This is a genomic window from Pediococcus damnosus (genome assembly GCF_001611155.1).
Classification (GTDB): domain Bacteria; phylum Bacillota; class Bacilli; order Lactobacillales; family Lactobacillaceae; genus Pediococcus; species Pediococcus damnosus.
This window is the reverse complement of record NZ_CP012294.1, coordinates 297,741-319,656: the sequence shown is the minus strand read 5'-3', so window position 1 is coordinate 319,656 and position 21,916 is coordinate 297,741. Positions and strand designations below refer to the sequence as shown.

Sequence of the window (21,916 nt, the reverse complement as noted above, 5' to 3'; positions counted from 1 at the left end):
TACTCACCTATTTTGGTTGATAATTATGGCTGAAGGGGAGTTTTACGATGCATGATAATTCAAATATGAGCGGGATACGATTCCTACTTGTTACAATTTTGAATGCTTTGATCACAGTGGTTGAGTTAATAGGAGGGATGCTTTCTGGTAGTTTAGCACTTCTTTCTGATGCCTTTCATAATCTCGGCGATTCTGCATCAGTTGTTTTGGCGTATGTAGCGAGTCGAATCGGGCTCAAGAATTCAAATGATTCAAAAACATTTGGATATCGAAGAGCCGAAATCATTTCAGCATTTATCAATTCAATATTTTTAATTTTAGTATCCGTAGTTTTAATGGGGGAAAGTGTCCGCCGTCTGTTTCACCCAGAGGCAGTGAATGGTGGCATTATGCTGATTGTGGCCATCATTGGGACAATTGCAAATTTTGGGTCGGCTTTGTTGTTAAGCAAAGGGGCAAAGGATAATCTAAACATAAAAGCGACGTATCTTCATATTCTGAGTGATGCGTTGTCGTCTTTTGAAATTATCATTGGTGCCATTATCATTCAAATTTGGAAGATTGACCTTGTAGATCCAATTGTGACGATTTTAGTTTCGCTTTATATTTTATGGGAAACATGGCCTGTGTTAAAAGAATCAATTAATATTCTGATGCAGGCGGCTCCAAATCTTGATTTTGAGGCAATGAAACGTGATATGTTAAAAGAGCCTGGAGTGGTCAATGTCCATCATATTCACGCTTGGCAAATTGATGAAAATCGGATTATGTTTTCTGCACATATTAATTTAAACGATCAATTATTAAGTGATGTGGAGCCTGTTTACCGTGATTTAGAGAATTTATTGCAAAAAAAATATCACGTGGATCACGTGACTTTACAGGCTGAAGTTTTTCGTGGAAAAAGTAATGAGCTATTTACGCGCGACCGGCATGATATTTAATGGATGTTGCTGACTAGCTTTCTACCACAAGATGTTTGTGATGAGAAATTTCCCAGTCATTCCATGATATTTCTGGAGCACCATTAGGAGTGAAGCTTTGGCCAAGGTGCGCGATTACTTGAATGTAATCTGCCCGGGAAGCTTCAATACTGATGGATAGCAGTTCCTCTTTGGTTAGGTAACGATTCCGCGCAATGAAGGCGTTGATGTCACTCAAATAACCAGCGGGAACATATGAAGAAATAATCTCAAGGTTTTCTGACTTGTAAAGTTTGATATAGAACTTTGCAAACGTGGTAACGGCTTTGAGTTGATTTGGTGCAGTTAGTTCTGTGATTGATACTGAATTACTCATAATAGACCTTCCTTAGATAATTGTTTACAAATTAAGTATAGACCTTTATCATAAAAAGTGTAAAATAAAAGTTCGGGATACCTTAATTGCAATTCCGAGCAAGATGAGTTATAAAAGTAGTATTAATAATAATGAGGTGAATGAAGTGACCCCGATGAAGGAAGACTATCTCAAGATCATTTTTGAGTTAGGTGGAAAATCTAAGAAAATATCAAATAAACAAATTGCAATGGGATTAAACATTGCAGCCGGATCAGTTACTGAAATGGTAACCAAGCTAGTAGAAGAGGGGCTTGCGAAACATACCCCGTATGCGGGAATCTCGCTTACTGAAGAAGGAATTCAAATTGCGGAAATCATGGTTCGTAAACATCGAATGTGGGAAACTTTCTTAGTTGAAAAACTAAACTACAAGTTATCCGAAGTGGATAGTGACGCGGAAGTTTTGGAGCATGTAACCAGTGACCACTTATTAGATTCGCTTGATAAGTTTCTTGGTTATCCAACGCATTGTCCCCATGGTGGCGTGATTCCAGATAAAGAAGGAAACTATCAAGAAGATAGTCATACGCTCTTAGCTGATGTCAAAGAGGGAGCAACGGTTAAAGTGGATCGATTTATTGATAACCACGAACTGTTAAATTATTTAGATGAGATTGATTTAGATATTGGTGATCGCATTCACGTTGTGCATCATGCCCCATTTGAGGGACCAACAACAGTTAAGTTGTTGGATAATGAATCGCCCACAGATGAACGGCAAATTAGTTATAAGGCTGCTCACTATGTTTTTGTTCAAGAAGATTAAGTTTATTTAATCATTTTTGAATCGGTAATTAAAAATTTAAGTTTTAATTTTAAATTTACTAGCTTTTTTAAAAAATATATGCTACAATTAGTTTGTATTTTGGTTAGGTAATTTTGGTAAGATTGTTTCATAAAGAAATATCCCCAATTTGCACCGGATCAAGTATTAAAATATTTAGTGCAAAAAGCACTCAGGAGGATTTTCTATTATGGAACATGGTACAGTTAAATGGTTTAACGCAGACAAAGGTTTTGGTTTTATTACTCGCGAAAACGGTAGCGATGTATTCGTACATTTCTCAGCTATCCAAGGCGACGGCTTTAAAACTCTTGAAGAAGGCCAAGCAGTTACTTTCGATGTAGAAGAAAGCGACCGTGGACCACAAGCAGTTAACGTAAACAAAGACTAATTTAAAATTAGAATTTATCAAGTCAGGGATTTTGTCCCTGGCTTTTTTTGTGTCCAAATTTAACTTGGAGGGGCCAATGAGAGTTGATCTCAAATTAATAGTCGTTTTGTCTGCAGTGCTATGGCATAATAGATCTTGATTAATTAATGGGGTGATAGTTGTGGATAAAGCGGACTTGGTAGTGGATACCTGCTTGTTAGCGGGACGAATTATGATTGAGAGTGGTTCAGAAATGGCCCGTGCGGAAGATACAATCATGCGGATTGCAACAAATTCAGGGTTCCCGAACGCACAAGTTTTTTCAACGGTTACCGGAATTATTATGTCGATTCCAGATAAAAAGAATGCCCAGGTTACCAGTGTGAGTCGGCGAAACATCGATTTGGAAAAAGTGAGTTGGGTAAACCGGTTATCACGGAACTACGCGGATCACAAAATCACATTGGAAGAATTTTTTGGGCAGCTTCAAACGCTTGATAATGCTGTGCCTTATTTTCCATTTTGGTTACAAGTGATCGGAGCTGCACTTGTCAGTGGCCCATTAATGGCGATCTTCTGTAACAATTTTTATGACATTGGTTTAACGTCAGTGATTGGTGCAATTGGATTTGCGATTTACTACATAATCAACAAATATCTGAATATTAAATTTATTAGTGAGTTTTTTGCATCCCTTCTAATTGGCATTTTAGCGGTACTGACGGTGCGACTTGGAATGGGACATTCTGTGGATGATATTATTATTGGCTCAGTGATGCCTTTAGTTCCCGGAGTTCCGCTAACCAATGCCGTTCGTGACATTTTGAATGGCCATTTTGTAAGTGGACCGGCGCGCGGAATCGAAGCGTTATTGACTGCTGCTGCAATTGGATTTGGGATTGCGTTCGTCTTTCGATTCTTTTAAGGTGGGAATTCAAATGATTATGATTATTAAAATATTTTTTGCTTTTATCGCCACAATCGGGTTTGGCATTATCATCAATATTCCTCATCGCGCGTTAGTGGTTGCAGGTTTGATCGGAGTAGTTGCCTGGTTGATTTATTGGGGATTATTCAGTTTGGACCTGGGGTTAGCTTTAAGCAATTTAGTGGCGGCTGTGGCAATTGGCATCTTAAGTGATGTGTCTGCAAGAAAAATGAAAATGCCTATGTTAATTTTTAATATTCCTAGTTTGGTTCCTTTAGTCCCAGAAGGGCAGGCCTATCAAATGATCCGGACGCTGGCATTGGGCGAAACTGCGCAAGGGGTGCATTTCTTAACACAGGTGATCGAAATTACGGGTTCAATCGCGATTGGATTTTTGATTGCCGAACTATTAAATAAATTGTGGAAAAACCTTAAAGTTCAAAGAACTGTGAACTGAATGTTACAGAATTGTAAAAATATCGATATCACACTGATTCGTCAAGATGTTAGTGTTAGTGTAAGGTTTTCCTAGATGGTCAATAAAATTCTAGGAATATTCATTTTGAGTTGAATATATAGAAAAAGACCTGTAGCCTTTTAATCGACGAAGATTAAAGGAAAGGATACAGGTCTTTCATGTATATTTTAGCAGATTTTATTGAATCATTGGGAAATTTAGACAGTTTATTTGATTTAGAGGAGCAGGTAATTCTTCATCTTAGGAAGTCATTCCAGCTGGTTGTAGCTGAATATCTGAGGCAATTAGATGAAACACTCGTTCCATCAATTCCGGCAGAAAATACATTCATTAATCGACAGGCCAGAACAATTGAGTTTATGTTTGGCGCCGTGAATTTTGAAAGAAGATGTTATCTTCGACCCAATGGAAGTTATTACTTCCCGTTGGATGAACAACTTCAGTTGGAAGAAAGAAAAAGAATTTCACCTTATTTTAAAAGTGTCGTTGCCAAAATTGGGCAAACGACAACGATGAGAAATACGGCCGCAATGATCAATCTGGCAAGTCAGACGGATATTAGTGCCTGGTCAGTAGACCGAATTATCAGAGACATGGCAGATACCGTGAAGACAGAAGAAAAATCGTCCGAAGAGAAACTAGTTAAGAAACGAAAAGTTGAAAACTTAGTGGTTGAAGGCGATGCCTTTGAGATACACAAAATTAATCGACGAAGACAAGACGTCCACCATTACATTGTTTTTGAATCAGGATTAGATGGAACAAGATCAAACAAAGTTGAGTTTGTTGGTATCAATCAAAAAAAGGTTCAAAAACGAGTAACTGACTACATTGAGAAGTATTATAAAATCAGTGAAATGACCGTGTTTACAGCAAGTGATGGTGGCCAAGGGTATAACCCGAAAAGTATGCGAGAAATAGTTCCGAGTGCTCAAAGAGTTGAATTTACTATCGATCGGTATCACTTTGTCAAAAAGATTAAACAAACCTTTGGTTTATTTAATCCATTGGTTGATAAGGCCGTTAAGAGCGTTAGCCTGTATGATCAGAATCAGTTAAACGTTATTTTAGATACATTTGAGTCGCAAATTAAAACTGATAAGGAACTTGAGAGCCTAAGGGTCCTAAGACAATATTTGGCAAGAAATTGGCAGTTTATAAAGTCTCCACACGATCGTGGCTTCATGAGGGTCGGCAAATTGGGATCCGTTGAAAGCTCACACAGAGCGTACACGTATCGAATGAAAAAGCAAGGCAAAGTATGGTCCGAAAAGGGCCTTGAGGCTATGTTGAAATTAATTGAAGCTCGGGTAAACGGTAAGCTAGATAAATACTTACGTGGTGGTTTAAGAAAGTTACAAGAGCTAACGATTGAGATCGCTACGGAATCATTGAAGACGTTGAGTCCAGCTCAGCTGAGCAACAAGCACCATTCTAAGCATATTGGAGTTCTTTCAGGTAAAATACCAGTTGATGCCCCAACAAGTAGCCCTATCGGAGCAATGGCAAAAATATTTTCAAACTAATTATTGTGTATAAATATTTGGTTGATTATAAGGCACCTAGGAAAACTTGACACATACATGTTAGTATAAAAGTATACATATTTAGTTAATTGTGCATATGGGGAGATAACATTGGAGGAATTAGTTTGAAAGAGATAGAGATTCAGAAGCAAAGAATTATGACCATTTTTTTAGTAACGCTAACTTTATTTGTGAGCTTACTGATTGTTAAAACGCCAACGGTGAAAGCGGAGGCTGTTAATAGTTACATTAGTGCCAAGAAGATTAAGCCGGCCGGAATTACGACCTCAGTTTGGAATGGTTTTCCAAAGTATAAATATGATTGGGGTTACGGTAGACCAGAAGGCGTTGTGGTCCACGAAACGGCTAACGCAAGTTCCACAATCTATAACGAAATTGCTTATATGAAGGCTAATTATAATAATGCCTTTGTGCATAGTTTTGTTGATGCCGATCACATCATCAATATTGCGAATACCAATTATTTGGCTTGGGGAGTTGGGTATCCTGGAAATGGAAAGTTTGTTCAATTTGAGCAGATTGAAGTCCATTCTAAAAGTGCTTTTGCTCATGAAATTTCCAATGCAGCTTGGTATACAGCATACTTATTGAATAAATATAATTTAACTCCTAATGATGCTTGTTACGATGGTAAGGGCACCGTGTGGTCACATAAAGAGGTTGCTCAGCATTTTGGTGGCTCAAGCCATACGGATCCTTATGGGTATTATATAAATAACGGGAGAAAGTATTTTGGCCAGGGCTACACAATGGCTGAATTTTATCAGTTAACTAAAAAGTACTATGAAGAAATCCATTTTAAGAATGTGAAGTATACAAACGCTAAGTTAACAATGGATGTTAAATCGGCACCAGGCCATGATTTTTATAACCATGTCCCTGAAAGTAAATATACGGTAAAACGGCTTCACTATGGAAAAACTTACGCCGGAAAGACTATTCAGATCGATTGTACTGGTAAACGTGATGGTACCGGGACACTTTACTATCGTTGTTACTATAACGGTAAAGAAATTGGCTGGATATATGGCGGTGGTTTAGCCAAACATGTTAGTTATTCCGCAACTAATCAAACTATGGATGTGAAAGTTGCAGCGTCTAACGACTTTTATAACCACGTCACAAGCAGCATGTATACTAATAAACGTTTGCATTATGGAAAAACGTATGCAGGTAAGACCGTTACCATTGATAATGTGGCTTATCGAGATGGGACCAAGACGCCATACTATCGTTGCTATTACCAAGGTAAACGAATTGGTTGGATATATGGTGGTGGTTTGGCAGTTCATGTGACGTATAAATCCATTAATACCAAACAAACCATGACAGTCAAAGCTGCGCCAGGACCGCATGACTTCTTGAATCATGTGACTGGAAGTAAATATACGGTAAAACGACTGAATTACAGTAAAGATTATGCTGGGAAGCAAGTTACCGTAGATAATGTTGCCTATCGGACAGATTACAAAACACCATGTTACCGTTGTTACTACAATGGTAAAGAGATTGGTTGGATCTTTGGCAGTGCTTTGAATTAAATGAAAATAATAATTTAGAATAATGAAAATGGCTCAACCACGTGAATAAATTACGTGGTTGAGCCATTTTTTGTTGATGTTCATTTTGATAGTTACCTTAATATCCAGGGGTGCCTGTTCCGGATTGTTGTGAGGATTGGGTATTATCATTTGTGTAGCTATTGGTATCGGCACTAGTTCCGGTGGTTACGCTATCTAAATTTGTCGTTCCAGTTGATTTATGACTAAGGTCTAAGCCGTTACGAATAAAGTTTGTTACCCGTTGCATTTCAGTTTGATCAGCGACTTCATAATCCTGCCCGTTAATCAATTGCGTGGTGCCTTGCAGGTGCGTAGATTTAAGATGATGCGTAGATACCCGATATTTAGCGGATAGCGCCACAATCTCGTGAAAACTTAAATCAGTTTGAGTTTGTTTTTTTAGAGAATCCATGAAACTTTGACTGAGCAAAGTGGTTATAGAATCACTCTTACGAACAATGGCCATTAGCACTTGCCGTTGGCGAACCTGACGTCCGTAATCACCCTTTGGATCTTCATCACGCATTCGTGAATAATCTAAAGCTGCTTTTCCACCTAAGTGAATCTTCTTGCCCTTAGTGACATCAGCTGCCCCATATTTAAAACTAAGGGTAGGAGTGATGGTAACACCACCAACGCCATTGACAATTTTTTCTAAGCCACCCATATTAACAAGGCCATAGAAATCAATGGGGACATCTAATAATTGCTGAATTGATTTGATACTGGTTCCGGCGCCGCCAAATGAATAGGCCGAGTTAAGCTTTGAGGGTGCGTACTGTGTGTATCCTGGAATGGAAATGGCCGTATCTCGTGGCACACTAGTCAAAGTCATACTTTTCTTTTTAGGATTCAAAGTGGCAATAATGATGGTATCCGTTCGACCCCTAAAATTACGACCCAGGGCACCAGTATCAGTGCCTAAGAGCAGAATTGAAACGGGTTTATTTTGTTTAATGACATCCGAAACATCGCGTGCTTTTTGAATATCCGCACTGTTGAAAACGGAATTCGCGGCTTTTTTTGCAGCATACCATTTGTAGGCTGCAAAGACGCCGAGTGCTACCACAATAAGACAAATGATTGTAAAAATGAGACGTCTTCGCCGAGAACGGCGTGGACGGTTAGGCCGTTTGTTCTGGTTACCATTCTCCGATTCTTTATGCATTTCGGTTCGGGTTGGCGGAACGTTAAAGTGGTTGTGCAGCTCGGATCTTTTGGGTGTTTGGTCCTCATTCATTGATTTGCCTCCTGAAGCAATATAAAATAAAAGTCGATATCTACTTTAGCATAACCGATTAAGTAGCCATTAAATTGGATTTTATCTTGATTTAATCTTTTTTTAAACATCAAAATTATATCACATTTATAGGGCATTACGAAAACGCAAACAAAATTAAAGTTGTTTGACACGATTAGTTTTGATTAAAATTGCCTATCTAAGCAAGAAATCTGTTATCCTTTAATTAGATAAGCATTCGTTGGATCGGATGGTGGAGAGACCTGTGGATAAAAAAATTAAAACGCCGAGACTGAATTTACGACCTTTTGTGTCGGGAGATTTGTTTAAACTTCAAGAAATTGTTGAAAACAAAGAAATTGCTGATCAGGCAGGGTTTCGCGTTTCTAGCAGTTCGTTTGAGACCGATTTTTTTTTGCAGCAACTTATGCGGACAAATATTTGGGCCATCACTTTAAAACAAAGCGCAGCCGTTATTGGGAGCATTGGATTGTATTCAGTTAGTAATGAGCATCAGGAACGTGATTTTCAAAAATTTGAAATTGGCTATATGATGAATCAGGACTTTTGGGGTCAGGGTTATATGAAGGAAGCAGTTAGTTACCTTTTACAACAAGTTTTTCAAACGAATGGGGACTATGTTGTCTTGGCGAGTACTTACACGGAAAATAAACGTTCAAAACTTCTTTTAGAACACCTTGGGTTTAAGCAGACAGGGCAACATACCTTGCCAGTGAGCGTTTTGAACCCTGCACCGAAACAAGAAACTTATTATGAATTGACAGAACGAAGATTTAAAGAAGGCGGTAATTATGCAACTCACTAAAGGGTTTGAACAGGCAGCATGTATCATTGCGTTATTGTGCACGCAGGACCGGAGAATTCCATTAACGACGGCAGTTATTCATAAACGGTTAACAGGTTCGGAAACGTATCTCCGAAAGATAATGCGGAAGCTTGTGTTGGCAGGATTGGTTACTTCAATTCCAGGAAATAACGGTGGTTTTCGGCTGGCTAAAGATCCCAGCGAAATCTCATTATTAGATATTGTGGAAGCTAGTGAAGGGACCATTAAAACATATCCAGATATGGGATTCATTGAAAATATTTTTTCAGATGCCCGACCAATTGCCAAACGAGGCAAGAATGTTTTGAACAAAACGTTTCAAAATGCGGATAATTTGTGGCGAAACTATCTTAAACAACAAAGTTTAAGTGATATTCTGGTCCAAATTATGGGTGAACCAACTGTTCCCGGAATTGATTGGAATGGGTCAGACGCAGAGTTACAAGCAAATTTTTTGGAACTAAATAAAAAAATCGAAAATGCCGAATCCAATCTAAATGATGATTAGGTGTTGTCAGAGTAAGTATGCTTGTATATAATTAAATCATATCGAAAGAAGAGGTTGCCAAATTCATAAGTAACAACTCAAAGATGATAAAGCATCTATGAAGAGTTGTGAAAGGGGAGTTGGCCGAAATTTGATGGTACTTTTTCACCTTTGGGTTGGGCCCTGGTTTAACAAGTCAGGGACTGTCGTAATGTTTGTAGAACATTACGGGGCGCTATCTACGATTTGACTGAGAAATTTATCGGAAGTCTTTTTGTATGGCGATTTGTTATACAAAAGGGCTTTTTTTGTTGGTTAAAAATAAGATTGGCCGAGACCTTTTCTAATTCGAGAATCAAGGGGGAAACAGGTTTATGGCAGCAAAAGAGAATCACAGCATCGATCGCTCATTGAAAACACGACATATTTCAATGATTGCACTCGGTGGGAGTATTGGAACCGGATTGTTTGTGGCAAGTGGATCAGCAATTTCACAAGCAGGTCCTGGTGGGGCCTTATTGGCATATGTCGCAATGGGAATTATGGTCTATTTCTTGATGACCAGTTTAGGTGAAATGGCCACGTATATGCCCGTTTCAGGATCATTTGCAACGTATTCAACGAAATACGTGGATCCCGCATTGGGATTTGCGATGGGGTGGAATTATTGGTTTAACTGGGCCATTACATTGGCCGTGGATATCAGTACCGTTTCAATTGTTATGAAGTTTTGGCTACCAAATGTTCCGGGGTGGATCTGGAGTGTAGTAGCGTTAGTACTAATCTTTTCAGTAAACGCCCTCACGGTAAAAGCCTTTGGTGAAACTGAATATTGGATGGCCTTAATTAAAGTTATTACCGTTATTATTTTCCTGATTGTTGGGGTGGCAGTTATTTTTGGAATCATGGGCGGCCACGCAACCTATTTAAATAATTTCACGTATAAAAAAGCACCGTTTGTCGGTGGGATCCCTATGATTCTTAGTGTATTTGTTGTCGCTGGGTTCTCATTTCAAGGGACTGAATTAATTGGAATTACAGCTGGAGAATCAGAAACACCAGAAGAAAGTGTTCCTAAGGCCATTAACCAAGTGTTCTGGCGAATTATCTTGTTCTATATTTTGGCAATTTTTGTGATTGCCTGTATTATTCCGTATACCAGTCCTGATTTATTGGGATCTTCAGCAAGTGACGTTAAGATTAGTCCCTTTACCTTGGTCTTTCAACGCGCTGGTTTGGCTGGGGCGGCCAGTGTTATGAACGCTGTTATTTTAACATCGGTGATTTCATCGGCAAACTCGGGGATGTATGCGTCGACTAGAATGCTCTACTCACTGGCACTGGAAGGGTATGCGCCAAAAACATTTAGTTTAACCACTAACCGAGGAATTCCATTGATGGCGTTACTTGGGACTACCGTTGTTGGTGCACTTACCTTTATTTCTAGCATTGCGGGTCCACATATTTATATGTGGTTAGTTGCTGCTAGTGGTTTAACTGGATTTATCGCCTGGTTAGGAATTGCCATCTCGCATTTCCGTTTCCGTCGCGCGTTTATTAAACAGGGACATAAGGTGGAAGAGCTGCGGTATCATGCAAAATGGTTCCCGTTTGGCCCAATTTTTGCCTTTATAATCTGTATCTTAGTTATTGCTGGGCAGGATCTTCACTCATTTGCGACATTTAACTGGAAAGCAATTGGGATTAGCTACATCAGTGTGCCAATCTTTATTGTGTTGTATGTATTTTATAAAGTTAAATACCATACTCATGTGATTCCTTTGGACGAAGTTGATTTAACGCAACCTGATTTTATTTTAAAGGCTCGAAAAGCTAAGAAATAAGTGTATAATTCAAGATGCTGTAATAAAAATAAACTAGGCTAATCGGGGAATTTTTAAACTATATATTGTTTTTGAATCTGTTCATGCTACAATATATAGTATTAAAAGATGAATAAAGGGGTATTTCGAATGATTGCATTGTCAGGTCCAATTGGAGCAGGGAAAACAACGTTAACGGAAATTTTATCACGACATTTAGGTACAAAAGGTTATTATGAATCAGTTGATGACAACCAAATCTTGCCGCTTTTTTATAAAGATCCCAAGCGCTATGCGTTTTTGCTGCAAATTTACTTTTTGAATCGTCGTTTAGATGGAATCAAAGAAGCTTTTCAAACTAAAAATAGTGTGATGGATCGTTCAATTTATGAAGATTCACTTCTTTTTCATTTAAATGCCGATTTAGGCCGCGCAACCAAGACAGAAGTACAAATTTATGATTCTTTGTTAACCAATATGATGGAAGAATTACCAGAAACTCATTACAAAAAGAATCCCGATTTATTGATTGATATTAATATTTCGTTTGACACGATGTTGACACGGATTAAAAAACGCGGTCGTTCCTATGAACAAATTGATAATGACCCAAGTTTGTATGAGTATTATCAAGATTTGAACCAACGCTATGTTGAGTGGTATGACAATTATAATGAAAGTCCCAAGATTCAGATCGATGGGGATCAGTTTGATTTTGTTGAGGATCCTAAGGCTCGCGACAAAGTCATTCAAATTGTGGATAAAAAAATTGCCGAGATTTAGTTGTTTGTTGACCTATTTTCGGGTATGATGGGATTAAATAATAAACGTAAAGCCTTTTTTAAGTAGATTTAAAGCGAGATAGAATTAGTGAAAGCTATCAATCGAAACTCCGATAGGCTCAAACGGGTGAGCAATTTCACACGGCTGCGGTCGTTAACCATAATTGAGGGTGCTGGTAACAGCAAACTTGGGTGGTACCGCGAAATAAAGTCTTTTCGTCCCAATTGATGGGATGAGAAGGCTTTTTATTATGCAATTAAAACTAGGGAGGTTTTAGTCATGTTAGATTTAAAAGAAATTCGAAATAATACAGATTATGTTAAGGAACGTTTAGGAACAAGAGGAATTGATCCAAAAGATATTGATAAGCTTTTAAAAATGGATCAACAACGGCGCAATTTAATTGTTGAAAGTGAAAACTTGAAGAAAACGAGAAATGAAGTTTCAGATCAAATTTCTCAATTGAAACGTAATAAAGAAGACGCCAACGATAAAATTATGGAAATGCGTAAAGTCGGTGGTGAGATTAAAGAACTGGACCAGCGTTTGCAGGCCTTAACTGAAGAAGTTCAGAATGCAGCCGCTCATTTGCCAAATATTCCTAACAAATCAGTTCCAATTAGTTTGACAGAAGAAGGTAGTGTTGAACTTCGTAAAGTGGGAACTCCACGCAAATTTGCCTTTACACCTAAGGCTCACTGGGAAATTGGTGAGAAGCTGGGCATTTTAGATTTTGAACGAGCAGCTAAAGTTTCGGGGAGCCGATTTGTTTATTACGTTGGGCTGGGTGCAAGACTTGAACGGGCTGTGTATAACTTTTTCTTAGATCAAAATGTTAAAGCGGGTTATACCGAAATGATCACACCATACATGGTTAATGAAGAATCTATGTTTGGCACTGGTCAATTTCCTAAGTTTAAGGAAACTCATGCAGGATATGAAATTCAAGACAGTGATTTAACCTTAATTCCTACTGCAGAAGTTCCACTAGTTAACTTTCACCGTAACGAAATTTTAGATGCCGATGCGCTGCCAATTAATGAAACGGCCTTATCACCAGCCTTCCGTTCAGAAGCGGGAAGTGCGGGTCGAGATACCCGAGGGTTAATCCGGATGCATCAGTTTAATAAAGTAGAAATGGTAAAATTCACTAAACCTGAAGATTCATGGGATGAGCTCGAAAAATTAACGAATCAGGCCGAAAGTTTATTGAAGCTTTTGAAATTGCCATATCATGTGATTACTTTAACAACCAGTGATATGAGTTTTACGGCTGCAATGACGCATGACTTAGAAGTTTGGATTCCTGCTCAAAATATGTATCGGGAAATTTCAAGTTGCTCAAACTGTACAGATTTCCAAGCCCGTCGTGCCAAAATTAGATATCGGGATGATGATGGTAAATTACAGTACGTGCACACGCTGAATGGTTCTGGTTTAGCAGTTGGCCGTACCGTAGCAGCTATTTTAGAAAATTATCAAAATGAGGATGGCTCAGTGACGATTCCTGAAGTCCTAATTCCATATATGGGTGGTTTAACAAAAATCACTAAGTAAAACCTAGGGATCGTTTAATTGATTAATAATTTTTTTGCGACAACTATAAAATGTTATTGACAATTAGTGGGCGTCAATGATAATATTATGTAGTTGTCGTGTGATGGAGGATTAGCTCAGTTGGGAGAGCGTCTGCCTTACAAGCAGAGGGTCACAGGTTCGAGCCCTGTATCCTCCATTGAGCCGTTAGCTCAGTTGGTAGAGCATCTGACTTTTAATCAGAGGGTCGACAGTTCGAGACTGTCACGGCTCATTTACAAATATATAAGCATTGCGGGCGTGGCGGAATTGGCAGACGCGCAAGATTTAGGTTCTTGTATCGAAAGATGTAAGGGTTCGAGTCCCTTCGCCCGCACTTCTAATTAATAACTTTTATTAATTATTGATTAGCCGACTTAGCTCAGTTGGCAGAGCATCTGTTTTGTAAACAGGGGGTCGGAGGTTCGAATCCTCTAGTCGGCATTCACCAATTTAATAGCTTTGCGGAAGTAGTTCAGTGGTAGAACATCACCTTGCCATGGTGGGGGTCGCGAGTTCGAATCTCGTCTTCCGCTTTGTAGGTTTAACTACAAGCATTGCCGGGGTGGCGGAATTGGCAGACGCACAGGACTTAAAATCCTGCGGTCAGTGATGACCGTACCGGTTCGATCCCGGTCCTCGGCATTAATAAGCACCCATAGCGCAATTGGATAGAGTGTCTGACTACGAATCAGAAGGTTGTAGGTTCGACTCCTACTGGGTGCATCAATATTATGGAAGCTTGCTGGTTTAGAATCAGTAGACTGAATAAGTTTAAAATGCCAACTGTAACTTTTACATGTTGGCATTTTAATTAGATTGATAATATGAGCGGGAAGTAGCTCAGCTTGGTAGAGCACCTGGTTTGGGACCAGGGGGTCGCAGGTTCGAATCCTGTCTTCCCGATTAAGCACTTGAACGGTGGAAAAGGTGCCCTGACGTTAAAACTAACCACTTAAAGTTATTTACCAAAACGGGAAGTAGCTCAGCTTGGTAGAGCACCACGTTCGGGACGTGGGGGTCGCAGGTTCAAATCCTGTTTTCCCGATAATGGATAATAAGAAAGTCGTGAGATCATTTGATTTCGCGATTTTTTATTATCCATTTTTTGGATTTAAAAAGTTTTTAGGGGCAGACTGAATTAGATTGCAATCAAAATTTACAGTTAAAGAGACCCAATCCCGCGAGAAAGTTAAAAAACTTTGCTTTTTTATGAGAGTTTCGTATAATGAAAGTCAACATTAGTCAGAGATGTAAGAAAGGGTGTGCGAGATGAGTCAAAATATTTCCGATATCATTGAAAAATATTTAAAACAAATTTTAGCTGATTCAGAGGAAATTGAGATTCGGCGCTCGGAAATCGCTGACTTGTTTGATGTTGTACCCTCACAGATTAATTACGTAATTAAAACTCGTTTTACGATTCAAAATGGTTATGTAGTAGAAAGCAAGCGCGGTGGCGGTGGCTATATTCGGATTGAAAAAGTCAAATTACTTGATGATTTGGATGTTTTAGATACACTTATTCAAGTCATTGGTGACTCCATCAATCAGCGTGATGCAATTTCGATTGTAAAAAGTTTATATGAAGACGACGTAATTGATAAACGGGAAGGCAATTTGGTTTTGGCAGCGATTGATAAGAAAACGTTAGCGATGAGCGATCGTGATGAAGAAGATCAGTTACGAGCAAGAATTTTGATTGCAGTTTTAAATCGTTTACGGTATGAAAGCTAAAAAGAAAGTAGGGTGTTAGCGTGGATAACTTATTTACACCAAGTGCAAAAAACGTATTGGCTATTTCTCAGGAACAAGCTAAACGTTTTAAACATCAAGCAGTAGGAACGGAACATTTATTGTTGGCCCTAGCGATAGAAAAAAATGGGATTGCTTATAAAGTCTTTCAACAGTTTTCAGTTACCGAAACAGATATTGTGGAAGAAATTGAACGTTTTACTGGATATGGGACATTAAAAAATATGGGCGCTAATGATTATTTACCTTATTCACCAAAGGCCAAAGAAGTTTTGGCGCTGGCTGGTGATGAGGCTAAACGATTAGGCGCTGCTAAAATTGGTACTGAGCATTTATTGCTGGCACTTTTGAGTGATGAAAATATTTTATCATCAAGAATCTTAATTAGTCTAGATATGGATCTTGCTCAAACGCGCAAGGTTATTTTACGCAAACTTGGTGTTAGTGCTTCAGCGCAATTACGGCAAAACCAGGCTCAAACACGGCGCGGCGCTAGTAAGCCACAAGGGACACCAACCCTTGATTCCGTTGCCCGTAATATGACACAAATGGCTCAAGAAGGTAAAATTGATCCCGTGGTTGGCCGTGATAAAGAGGTTAAACGGGTCATTCAGATTTTAAGTCGGCGTACAAAGAATAATCCTGTGTTAATTGGCGAACCCGGAGTGGGGAAGACCGCAATTGCAGAGGGGCTTGCGCAACGAATGATTGATGGTGATGTCCCTGAAGATCTTGCTAGTAAGCGATTAATGGCGCTTGACATGGGTTCACTTGTGGCAGGCACAAAATATCGTGGTGAGTTTGAAGATCGGCTGAAAAAAGTAATTGACGAAATTCATGAAGATGGGCACGTTGTCTTGTTTATTGATGAATTGCACACGTTGATCGGAGCCGGTGGGGCTGAAGGCGCAATTGATGCTTCTAATATTTTGAAACCTGCGTTAGCACGTGGTGAGTTGCAAACAATTGGGGCAACAACCCTTAATGAATATCAAAAATATATTGAGACCGATGCCGCTTTAGAACGACGGTTTGCTAAAGTTGAGGTTGATGAGCCTACTGCAGAAGAATCAGTTCAGATTTTGCGCGGGTTACGACCTAAATATGAAGAGCATCATCACGTAGAGATTACGGATGAGGCAATTAAACAAGCTGTTTCATTGTCAAATCGATATATTAGTGATCGCTTTTTACCTGACAAAGCAATCGATTTAATGGACGAAGCTGCCGCAAAAGTTAGAATTGATCACATGGGAAAAAGTCAGAAATCAAGTTCAGAAACTAAGTTACAGGATTTGACAAATGAAAAAGAAGCTGCCATTGAGGTTCAAGACTTTGAAAAAGCTCAGCAAATCAGAATTAAAGAAGAAAAGCTGCGTAGCAAGATCGAAAAGGCTCAGGCAGCCGACCAAACAGATGACAAAAAGCCTAAGTATCAATTAAAGGAAACAGCTGAAGACATTGCGCAAGTTGTTTCAGAGTGGACGGGAGTACCGTTGACGCAATTGCAAAAGACTGAAAGTGACCGATTAGTTAATCTGGAATCTATTCTGCATAAACGAGTCATTGGACAAGACGAAGCAGTTTCGGCGGTTTCAAGAGCAATTAGACGGGCTCGAAGTGGCCTAAAAGATCCGGGTCGTCCCATTGGTTCTTTCATGTTTTTAGGACCAACTGGGGTTGGAAAGACCGAACTGGCCAAAGCATTGGCTGAGGCGATGTTTGGTTCTGAAGACAACATGATTCGAATTGATATGTCGGAATATATGGAACGTTATAGTACGAGTCGTTTGATCGGATCCGCACCTGGTTATGTTGGGTACGATGAAGGTGGTCAGCTGACTGAACGAGTTCGTCAAAAGCCGTATTCCGTAGTTCTATTTGATGAAGTTGAAAAGGCTCATCCAGATGTGTTCAACATTCTTTTACAGGTATTAGATGATGGCTATTTGACTGATTCTAAAGGACACAAAGTTGATTTTCGAAATACAATTCTGATTATGACGTCAAATTTGGGAGCAACTGCGCTCAGAGATGAGAAATCGGTTGGTTTTGGTGCGAAAGATGCAAGTCAAGACTATGCTGCAATGTCATCTAAAATTCGAGAAGTTCTCAAGCAAAGTTTCCGTCCAGAATTTTTAAATCGAATTGACGAAACAATTATTTTCCATTCATTGACTCGCCCTCAACTCCATCGCATTGTAAAATTGATGTCGCGACAAATTCTTAAACGAGTTGCGGACCAGGGGATGACCGTTAAGATTACACCGGCTGCGATTGATGTCGTTGCGAAAGCTGGATTTGATCCAGAATACGGTGCCCGTCCAATCCGACGAGCTTTCCAAACACAAGTCGAAGATAAGTTAAGTGAATTGATGCTTTCTGGACAGGCTAAGATTGGTGATAATATCACGGTTGGTGCGCGTCAGGGTAAAATTCAAGTTGTTGTGAAAAATCCTAAGGTGGATTCGAAGCAACCAACTGCATAATTGAATAAACAGACGCAGTTAAATAGTTGACATTCTTAAGCAAAATAGGTATGATTAACTTTGTTTGTAACTGTGAATGAAATGAAGTGCTGCGATCTATTGTCCGTGGTATTTCTTATAAAGAAGCAAAAATAGCTATCAGAAAAATGAGCTATTTTTGGTTTTTTTTTGCCAAAAAACAGTACAATTTGCTAAATGTAATCAAATTGTAATATGAATTGGCCGTTTGCGGAATATTTTAGAGAGGTGAATAACTTGGCAGGACATTTGGTAAAATACGGTAAACACCGGACTCGTAGAAGTTACGCACGAATTAAAGAAGTGCTAGAGCTTCCTAACCTGATTGAGATTCAGAGTAATTCATACCAATGGTTTCTTGATGAAGGATTAAAGGATATGTTCGATGACATTATGCCCATCGATGACTTTGCTGGAAATCTTTCTTTGGAATATGTGGATTATCAATTACTAGAACCAAAGTATACAGAGACCGAAGCACGTGAACATGAGGCAAATTATTCAGCGCCTTTGCATGTAACTTTACGTTTAACTAACCACGAAACTGGCGAAATCAAATCTCAAGATGTTTTCTTTGGTGACTTACCATTAATGACAGAGCAAGGTACTTTCATTATTAATGGTGCAGAACGGGTTATTGTTTCTCAGTTAGTTCGTTCTCCTGGTGTTTATTACACTAAGACTGCTGATAAAAATGGTCGGGATGTATATGGAACCACGGTTATTCCTAATCGAGGTGCTTGGTTAGAGTACGAAACAGATGCAAAAAAAATTGCATATGTTCGAATTGATCGAACTCGTAAAATTCCAATGACTGAGTTGGTCCGAGCACTTGGTTTTGGTTCAGATGAAGAAATTGTGGATATGTTGGGCGAGACTGATGGTCTTGACAATACTTTAGACAAAGATGTGCATAAAAATGCTGAGGATTCTCGTGTTGAAGAAGCCTTAAAGGATGTTTATGAACGTTTACGTCCAGGTGAGCCTAAGACTGCTGATAGTTCACGTAGCCTTTTAACAGCTCGTTTCTTTGATCCAAAGCGTTATGATATGGCTCCTGTTGGTCGTTACAAGGTTAACAAGAAGTTAAGTTTGAAGACCCGTTTGATTGGCCAGACTTTGGCTGAAACTTTAGCAGATCCAGATACTGGAGAAGTTATTGCTCAAAAGGGAACCGTTGTAACTAAAGATGTTATGAAGGATTTAGCTCCTTATTTAGATAAAAAAGACTTTAAGGCTGTCACATATACACCTTCTACGGAAGCAGTTGTGACAGATCCAATGACCGTCCAATCGATTAAGATTGTCAATCCTAATGATCCAGAACGTGAGTTGACGATGATTGGTAATGACAACATTGATCTTAAACTCAAACACATTACTCCTGCAGATATCATTTCAACAATTAACTACTTCTTCTTATTACAAGAGGGTGTTGGTTCTACAGATGATATTGACCATTTGGGTAATCGTCGAATTCGTTCAGTTGGTGAACTTCTTCAAAACCAATTCAGAATTGGTCTTTCACGAATGGAACGAGTTGTTCGTGAACGGATGTCAATTCAAGATGCCAATACGGTTACACCACAACAATTGATTAATATTCGTCCAGTTGTGGCTTCCATTAAGGAATTCTTTGGGTCATCTCAATTATCACAATTCATGGATCAAACTAATCCATTGGGTGAACTTACGCATAAGCGTCGTCTTTCTGCCCTTGGTCCTGGTGGTTTAACTCGTGATCGTGCTGGATATGAAGTTCGTGATGTGCATTACACGCATTATGGTCGGATGTGTCCAATTGAAACCCCTGAAGGTCCAAATATTGGATTGATCAATAGTTTGGCTAGTTACGCGAAGATTAACAAGTATGGTTTTATTGAAACCCCTTATCGTCGTGTTTCATGGACGACCCATGCGGTTACCAATAAAATTGATTACTTGACTGCTGATGAAGAAGATCAATTTGTTATTGCTCAGGCTAACTCACCATTAAATGATGATGGTTCGTTTGTGGATAATGTGGTTATGGCTCGTCATGAAAGTGATAATATCGAAATCAACATTGATAGTGTTGATTACATGGATGTTTCACCAAAACAAGTAGTTGCAGTCGCAACTGCCTGCATTCCTTTCTTGGAAAATGATGATTCTAACCGTGCTTTGATGGGTGCTAATATGCAGCGTCAGGCGGTACCTTTGTTAGATCCTCATGCCCCATTAGTTGGTACTGGGATTGAATACAAAGCCGCTCATGATTCTGGAGTTGCCTTGATTTGTAAACATGATGGAACGGTTGAATATGTGGATGCACGTGAAATCCGAGTTCGCCGTGATGATGGTGCTTTAGACACTTATAAATTAATGAAATTCCGCCGTTCTAATGGTGGTAAAAACTATAACCAACGTCCAATTGTAAAAGTTAATGATCATGTGGATAATGATGAAGTTCTAGCTGATGGCCCTGCTATGGAAGGTGGAGAATTAGCACTTGGTCAAAACCCATTAGTTGCTTTCATGACTTGGCAAGGTTATAACTTCGAAGATGCCATTGCGATCAATGAACGTTTGGTTCGTGATGATGTTTATACTTCAATTCATATTGAAGAATATGAGTCAGAAGCTCGTGATACTAAACTTGGGCCTGAAGAAATGACTCGTGAAATTCCTAACGTTGGTGAAGATGCACTTAAAGATCTTGACGAAGATGGAATTGTGCGGATCGGTGCTGAAGTTGCAGATGGCGATATTTTAGTTGGTAAGGTCACCCCTAAAGGAGTAACTGAATTATCTGCTGAGGAACGTTTGCTGCATGCAATCTTTGGTGAAAAGGCTCGTGAAGTTCGAGATACCTCGTTGAAGGTTCCACATGGTGGCGGTGGTATTATCCAGGATGTTAAGATCTTTACTCGTGAAAACGGGGATGAGCTTTCACCTGGTGTTAACATGATGGTTCGAGTTTATATTGCTCAAAAACGTAAGTTACAAGTTGGAGACAAAATGGCTGGGCGTCATGGTAATAAAGGAACTGTTTCCGTGGTTATTCCTCAAGAAGATATGCCATACATGCCAGATGGCACACCAATCGACATTATGTTGAGTCCCATGGGTGTTCCTTCTCGTATGAACATTGGTCAAGTATTGGAATTACATTTAGGAATGGCTGCTCGTAATTTGGGTATCCATGTTGCAACCCCTGTTTTTGATGGCGCAAACGATAAAGATATTGCGGATGCTGTTAAAGAAGCTGGCATGCAAACAGATGCTAAGACAATCTTATACGATGGTCGTACAGGTGAACCATTTGAGCAACGAATTGCCGTTGGGGTTATGCACTATATGAAGTTAGCCCACATGGTTGATGATAAAATTCATGCGCGTTCAATCGGACCTTACTCATTAGTTACGCAACAACCATTAGGTGGTAAAGCACAATTTGGTGGTCAGCGTTTTGGTGAAATGGAAGTTTGGGCCCTTGAAGCTTATGGTGCTGCATATACTTTACAAGAAATCTTGACATACAAATCAGATGATGTGGTTGGTCGTGTGAAGACTTATGAAGCAATTGTGAAGGGTGATCCAATTCCTCGTCCAGGAGTTCCTGAGTCATTCCGAGTTCTTGTTAAAGAATTACAAGCCCTTGGTCTTGATATGAAGGTTCTTGATAAGAATCATGAGGAAATTGAGTTGCGTGACATGGACGATGACGATGATGATGTTGTTAACGTAGATGCCCTTAGTAAGTATGCTGAAGAACAGAAAGATAAATCGAAAGAGGCAGCTAAAAAAGCTGCAGCCTCTGAAGACACAACTTCTGCAAGCAAAACTAAAGCTGAAACAGAGAAAAATCAAAAATAATCAGTGTTCTTGAATAAATTTAAAGTTGTGA

Annotated in this window: 17 protein-coding genes, 9 tRNA genes and 1 riboswitch; of the genes, 24 read left to right on the top strand and 2 right to left on the bottom strand. The window is 39.2% G+C overall.

Going from position 1 to position 21,916, the window contains the following annotated elements; all coding sequences use genetic code 11:
* Window positions 1-47 precede the first annotated feature (47 nt).
* Window positions 48-944 carry a cation diffusion facilitator family transporter gene (locus tag ADU73_RS01565; RefSeq protein ID WP_062913112.1) on the top strand — a complete coding sequence of 299 codons (897 nt, stop codon included), beginning with the start codon at window positions 48-50 and terminating at the stop codon, window positions 942-944.
* 13 nt (window positions 945-957) lie between these two features.
* Here the strand turns inward: ADU73_RS01565 and ADU73_RS01560 are convergent, their stop codons facing one another.
* Window positions 958-1,299, bottom strand: coding sequence for a hypothetical protein (locus tag ADU73_RS01560; protein WP_052694486.1), 342 nt, complete (start codon window positions 1,297-1,299; stop codon window positions 958-960).
* Window positions 1,300-1,444: 145 nt separating this feature from the next.
* Between ADU73_RS01560 and ADU73_RS01555 the strand changes: the two genes are divergently transcribed.
* The 6 genes from ADU73_RS01555 to ADU73_RS10295 all read left to right on the top strand — a co-directional run bounded on the left by ADU73_RS01555 (window position 1,445) and on the right by ADU73_RS10295 (window position 6,989).
* Window positions 1,445-2,107 (top strand): metal-dependent transcriptional regulator, encoded by a 663-nt coding sequence (locus ADU73_RS01555; RefSeq protein WP_046871275.1) that lies wholly within the window; start codon window positions 1,445-1,447, stop codon window positions 2,105-2,107.
* Window positions 2,108-2,315: 208 nt separating this feature from the next.
* Window positions 2,316-2,516, top strand: a complete 201-nt coding sequence (locus tag ADU73_RS01550) for a cold-shock protein (protein ID WP_046871276.1) — start codon at window positions 2,316-2,318, stop codon at window positions 2,514-2,516.
* A 160-nt stretch (window positions 2,517-2,676) separates the two neighbouring features.
* Window positions 2,677-3,420 carry a threonine/serine exporter family protein gene (locus ADU73_RS01545; protein WP_046871277.1) on the top strand — a complete coding sequence of 248 codons (744 nt, stop codon included), beginning with the start codon at window positions 2,677-2,679 and terminating at the stop codon, window positions 3,418-3,420.
* A 13-nt stretch (window positions 3,421-3,433) separates the two neighbouring features.
* Window positions 3,434-3,880: a threonine/serine exporter family protein gene (locus tag ADU73_RS01540; RefSeq protein WP_062913111.1), complete on the top strand. Its 447-nt coding sequence runs from the start codon at window positions 3,434-3,436 to the stop codon at window positions 3,878-3,880.
* A 179-nt stretch (window positions 3,881-4,059) separates the two neighbouring features.
* Complete coding sequence (locus ADU73_RS01535) at window positions 4,060-5,427, top strand: ISLre2 family transposase (protein WP_062913110.1); 1,368 nt, start codon at window positions 4,060-4,062, stop codon at window positions 5,425-5,427.
* A 125-nt stretch (window positions 5,428-5,552) separates the two neighbouring features.
* Complete coding sequence (locus ADU73_RS10295; protein WP_081113849.1) at window positions 5,553-6,989, top strand: GW dipeptide domain-containing protein; 1,437 nt, start codon at window positions 5,553-5,555, stop codon at window positions 6,987-6,989.
* Window positions 6,990-7,086: 97 nt separating this feature from the next.
* Here the strand turns inward: ADU73_RS10295 and ADU73_RS01525 are convergent, their stop codons facing one another.
* Window positions 7,087-8,250, bottom strand: coding sequence for an LCP family protein (locus ADU73_RS01525; RefSeq protein WP_046871279.1), 1,164 nt, complete (start codon window positions 8,248-8,250; stop codon window positions 7,087-7,089).
* A 265-nt stretch (window positions 8,251-8,515) separates the two neighbouring features.
* Between ADU73_RS01525 and ADU73_RS01520 the strand changes: the two genes are divergently transcribed.
* From ADU73_RS01520 to rpoB, 17 genes are all read left to right on the top strand, one after another.
* Complete coding sequence (locus tag ADU73_RS01520) at window positions 8,516-9,076, top strand: GNAT family N-acetyltransferase (protein ID WP_046871280.1); 561 nt, start codon at window positions 8,516-8,518, stop codon at window positions 9,074-9,076.
* A complete protein-coding gene (locus tag ADU73_RS01515) occupies window positions 9,063-9,605 on the top strand; it encodes an Rrf2 family transcriptional regulator (RefSeq protein WP_046871281.1) in 543 nt (180 codons plus the stop codon). Before ADU73_RS01520 ends, ADU73_RS01515 begins: the two co-directional genes overlap by 14 nt.
* Before the next feature lie 40 nt (window positions 9,606-9,645).
* Window positions 9,646-9,830, top strand: a riboswitch (Lysine riboswitch).
* 128 nt (window positions 9,831-9,958) lie between these two features.
* On the top strand, window positions 9,959-11,428 hold the full coding sequence (locus ADU73_RS01510) for an amino acid permease (RefSeq protein WP_046871282.1): 1,470 nt from the start codon (window positions 9,959-9,961) through the stop codon (window positions 11,426-11,428).
* A 129-nt stretch (window positions 11,429-11,557) separates the two neighbouring features.
* A complete protein-coding gene (locus ADU73_RS01505) occupies window positions 11,558-12,190 on the top strand; it encodes a deoxynucleoside kinase (RefSeq protein WP_056986455.1) in 633 nt (210 codons plus the stop codon).
* 279 nt (window positions 12,191-12,469) lie between these two features.
* On the top strand, window positions 12,470-13,747 hold the full coding sequence (gene serS / locus ADU73_RS01500) for a serine--tRNA ligase (protein ID WP_046871284.1): 1,278 nt from the start codon (window positions 12,470-12,472) through the stop codon (window positions 13,745-13,747).
* A 105-nt stretch (window positions 13,748-13,852) separates the two neighbouring features.
* Window positions 13,853-13,925 (top strand) — tRNA-Val (locus ADU73_RS01495).
* A gap of 2 nt (window positions 13,926-13,927) precedes the next feature.
* Window positions 13,928-14,000 (top strand) — tRNA-Lys (locus ADU73_RS01490).
* A 20-nt stretch (window positions 14,001-14,020) separates the two neighbouring features.
* Window positions 14,021-14,102: transfer RNA gene (locus tag ADU73_RS01485), tRNA-Leu, on the top strand.
* 34 nt (window positions 14,103-14,136) lie between these two features.
* Window positions 14,137-14,209, top strand: a tRNA-Thr gene (locus tag ADU73_RS01480).
* Window positions 14,210-14,229: 20 nt separating this feature from the next.
* Window positions 14,230-14,301: transfer RNA gene (locus ADU73_RS01475), tRNA-Gly, on the top strand.
* A 23-nt stretch (window positions 14,302-14,324) separates the two neighbouring features.
* Window positions 14,325-14,410: transfer RNA gene (locus tag ADU73_RS01470), tRNA-Leu, on the top strand.
* A 7-nt stretch (window positions 14,411-14,417) separates the two neighbouring features.
* Window positions 14,418-14,491 (top strand) — tRNA-Arg (locus tag ADU73_RS01465).
* 106 nt (window positions 14,492-14,597) lie between these two features.
* Window positions 14,598-14,671: transfer RNA gene (locus tag ADU73_RS01460), tRNA-Pro, on the top strand.
* A 68-nt stretch (window positions 14,672-14,739) separates the two neighbouring features.
* A tRNA-Pro gene (locus tag ADU73_RS01455) sits at window positions 14,740-14,813 on the top strand.
* Window positions 14,814-15,037: 224 nt separating this feature from the next.
* Window positions 15,038-15,502, top strand: coding sequence for a CtsR family transcriptional regulator (locus ADU73_RS01450; protein WP_046871285.1), 465 nt, complete (start codon window positions 15,038-15,040; stop codon window positions 15,500-15,502).
* A gap of 20 nt (window positions 15,503-15,522) precedes the next feature.
* Window positions 15,523-18,009, top strand: coding sequence for an ATP-dependent Clp protease ATP-binding subunit (locus ADU73_RS01445; protein ID WP_056986283.1), 2,487 nt, complete (start codon window positions 15,523-15,525; stop codon window positions 18,007-18,009).
* 255 nt (window positions 18,010-18,264) lie between these two features.
* Complete coding sequence (gene rpoB / locus ADU73_RS01440; RefSeq protein ID WP_062913109.1) at window positions 18,265-21,885, top strand: DNA-directed RNA polymerase subunit beta; 3,621 nt, start codon at window positions 18,265-18,267, stop codon at window positions 21,883-21,885.
* Window positions 21,886-21,916: the final 31 nt, after the last annotated feature.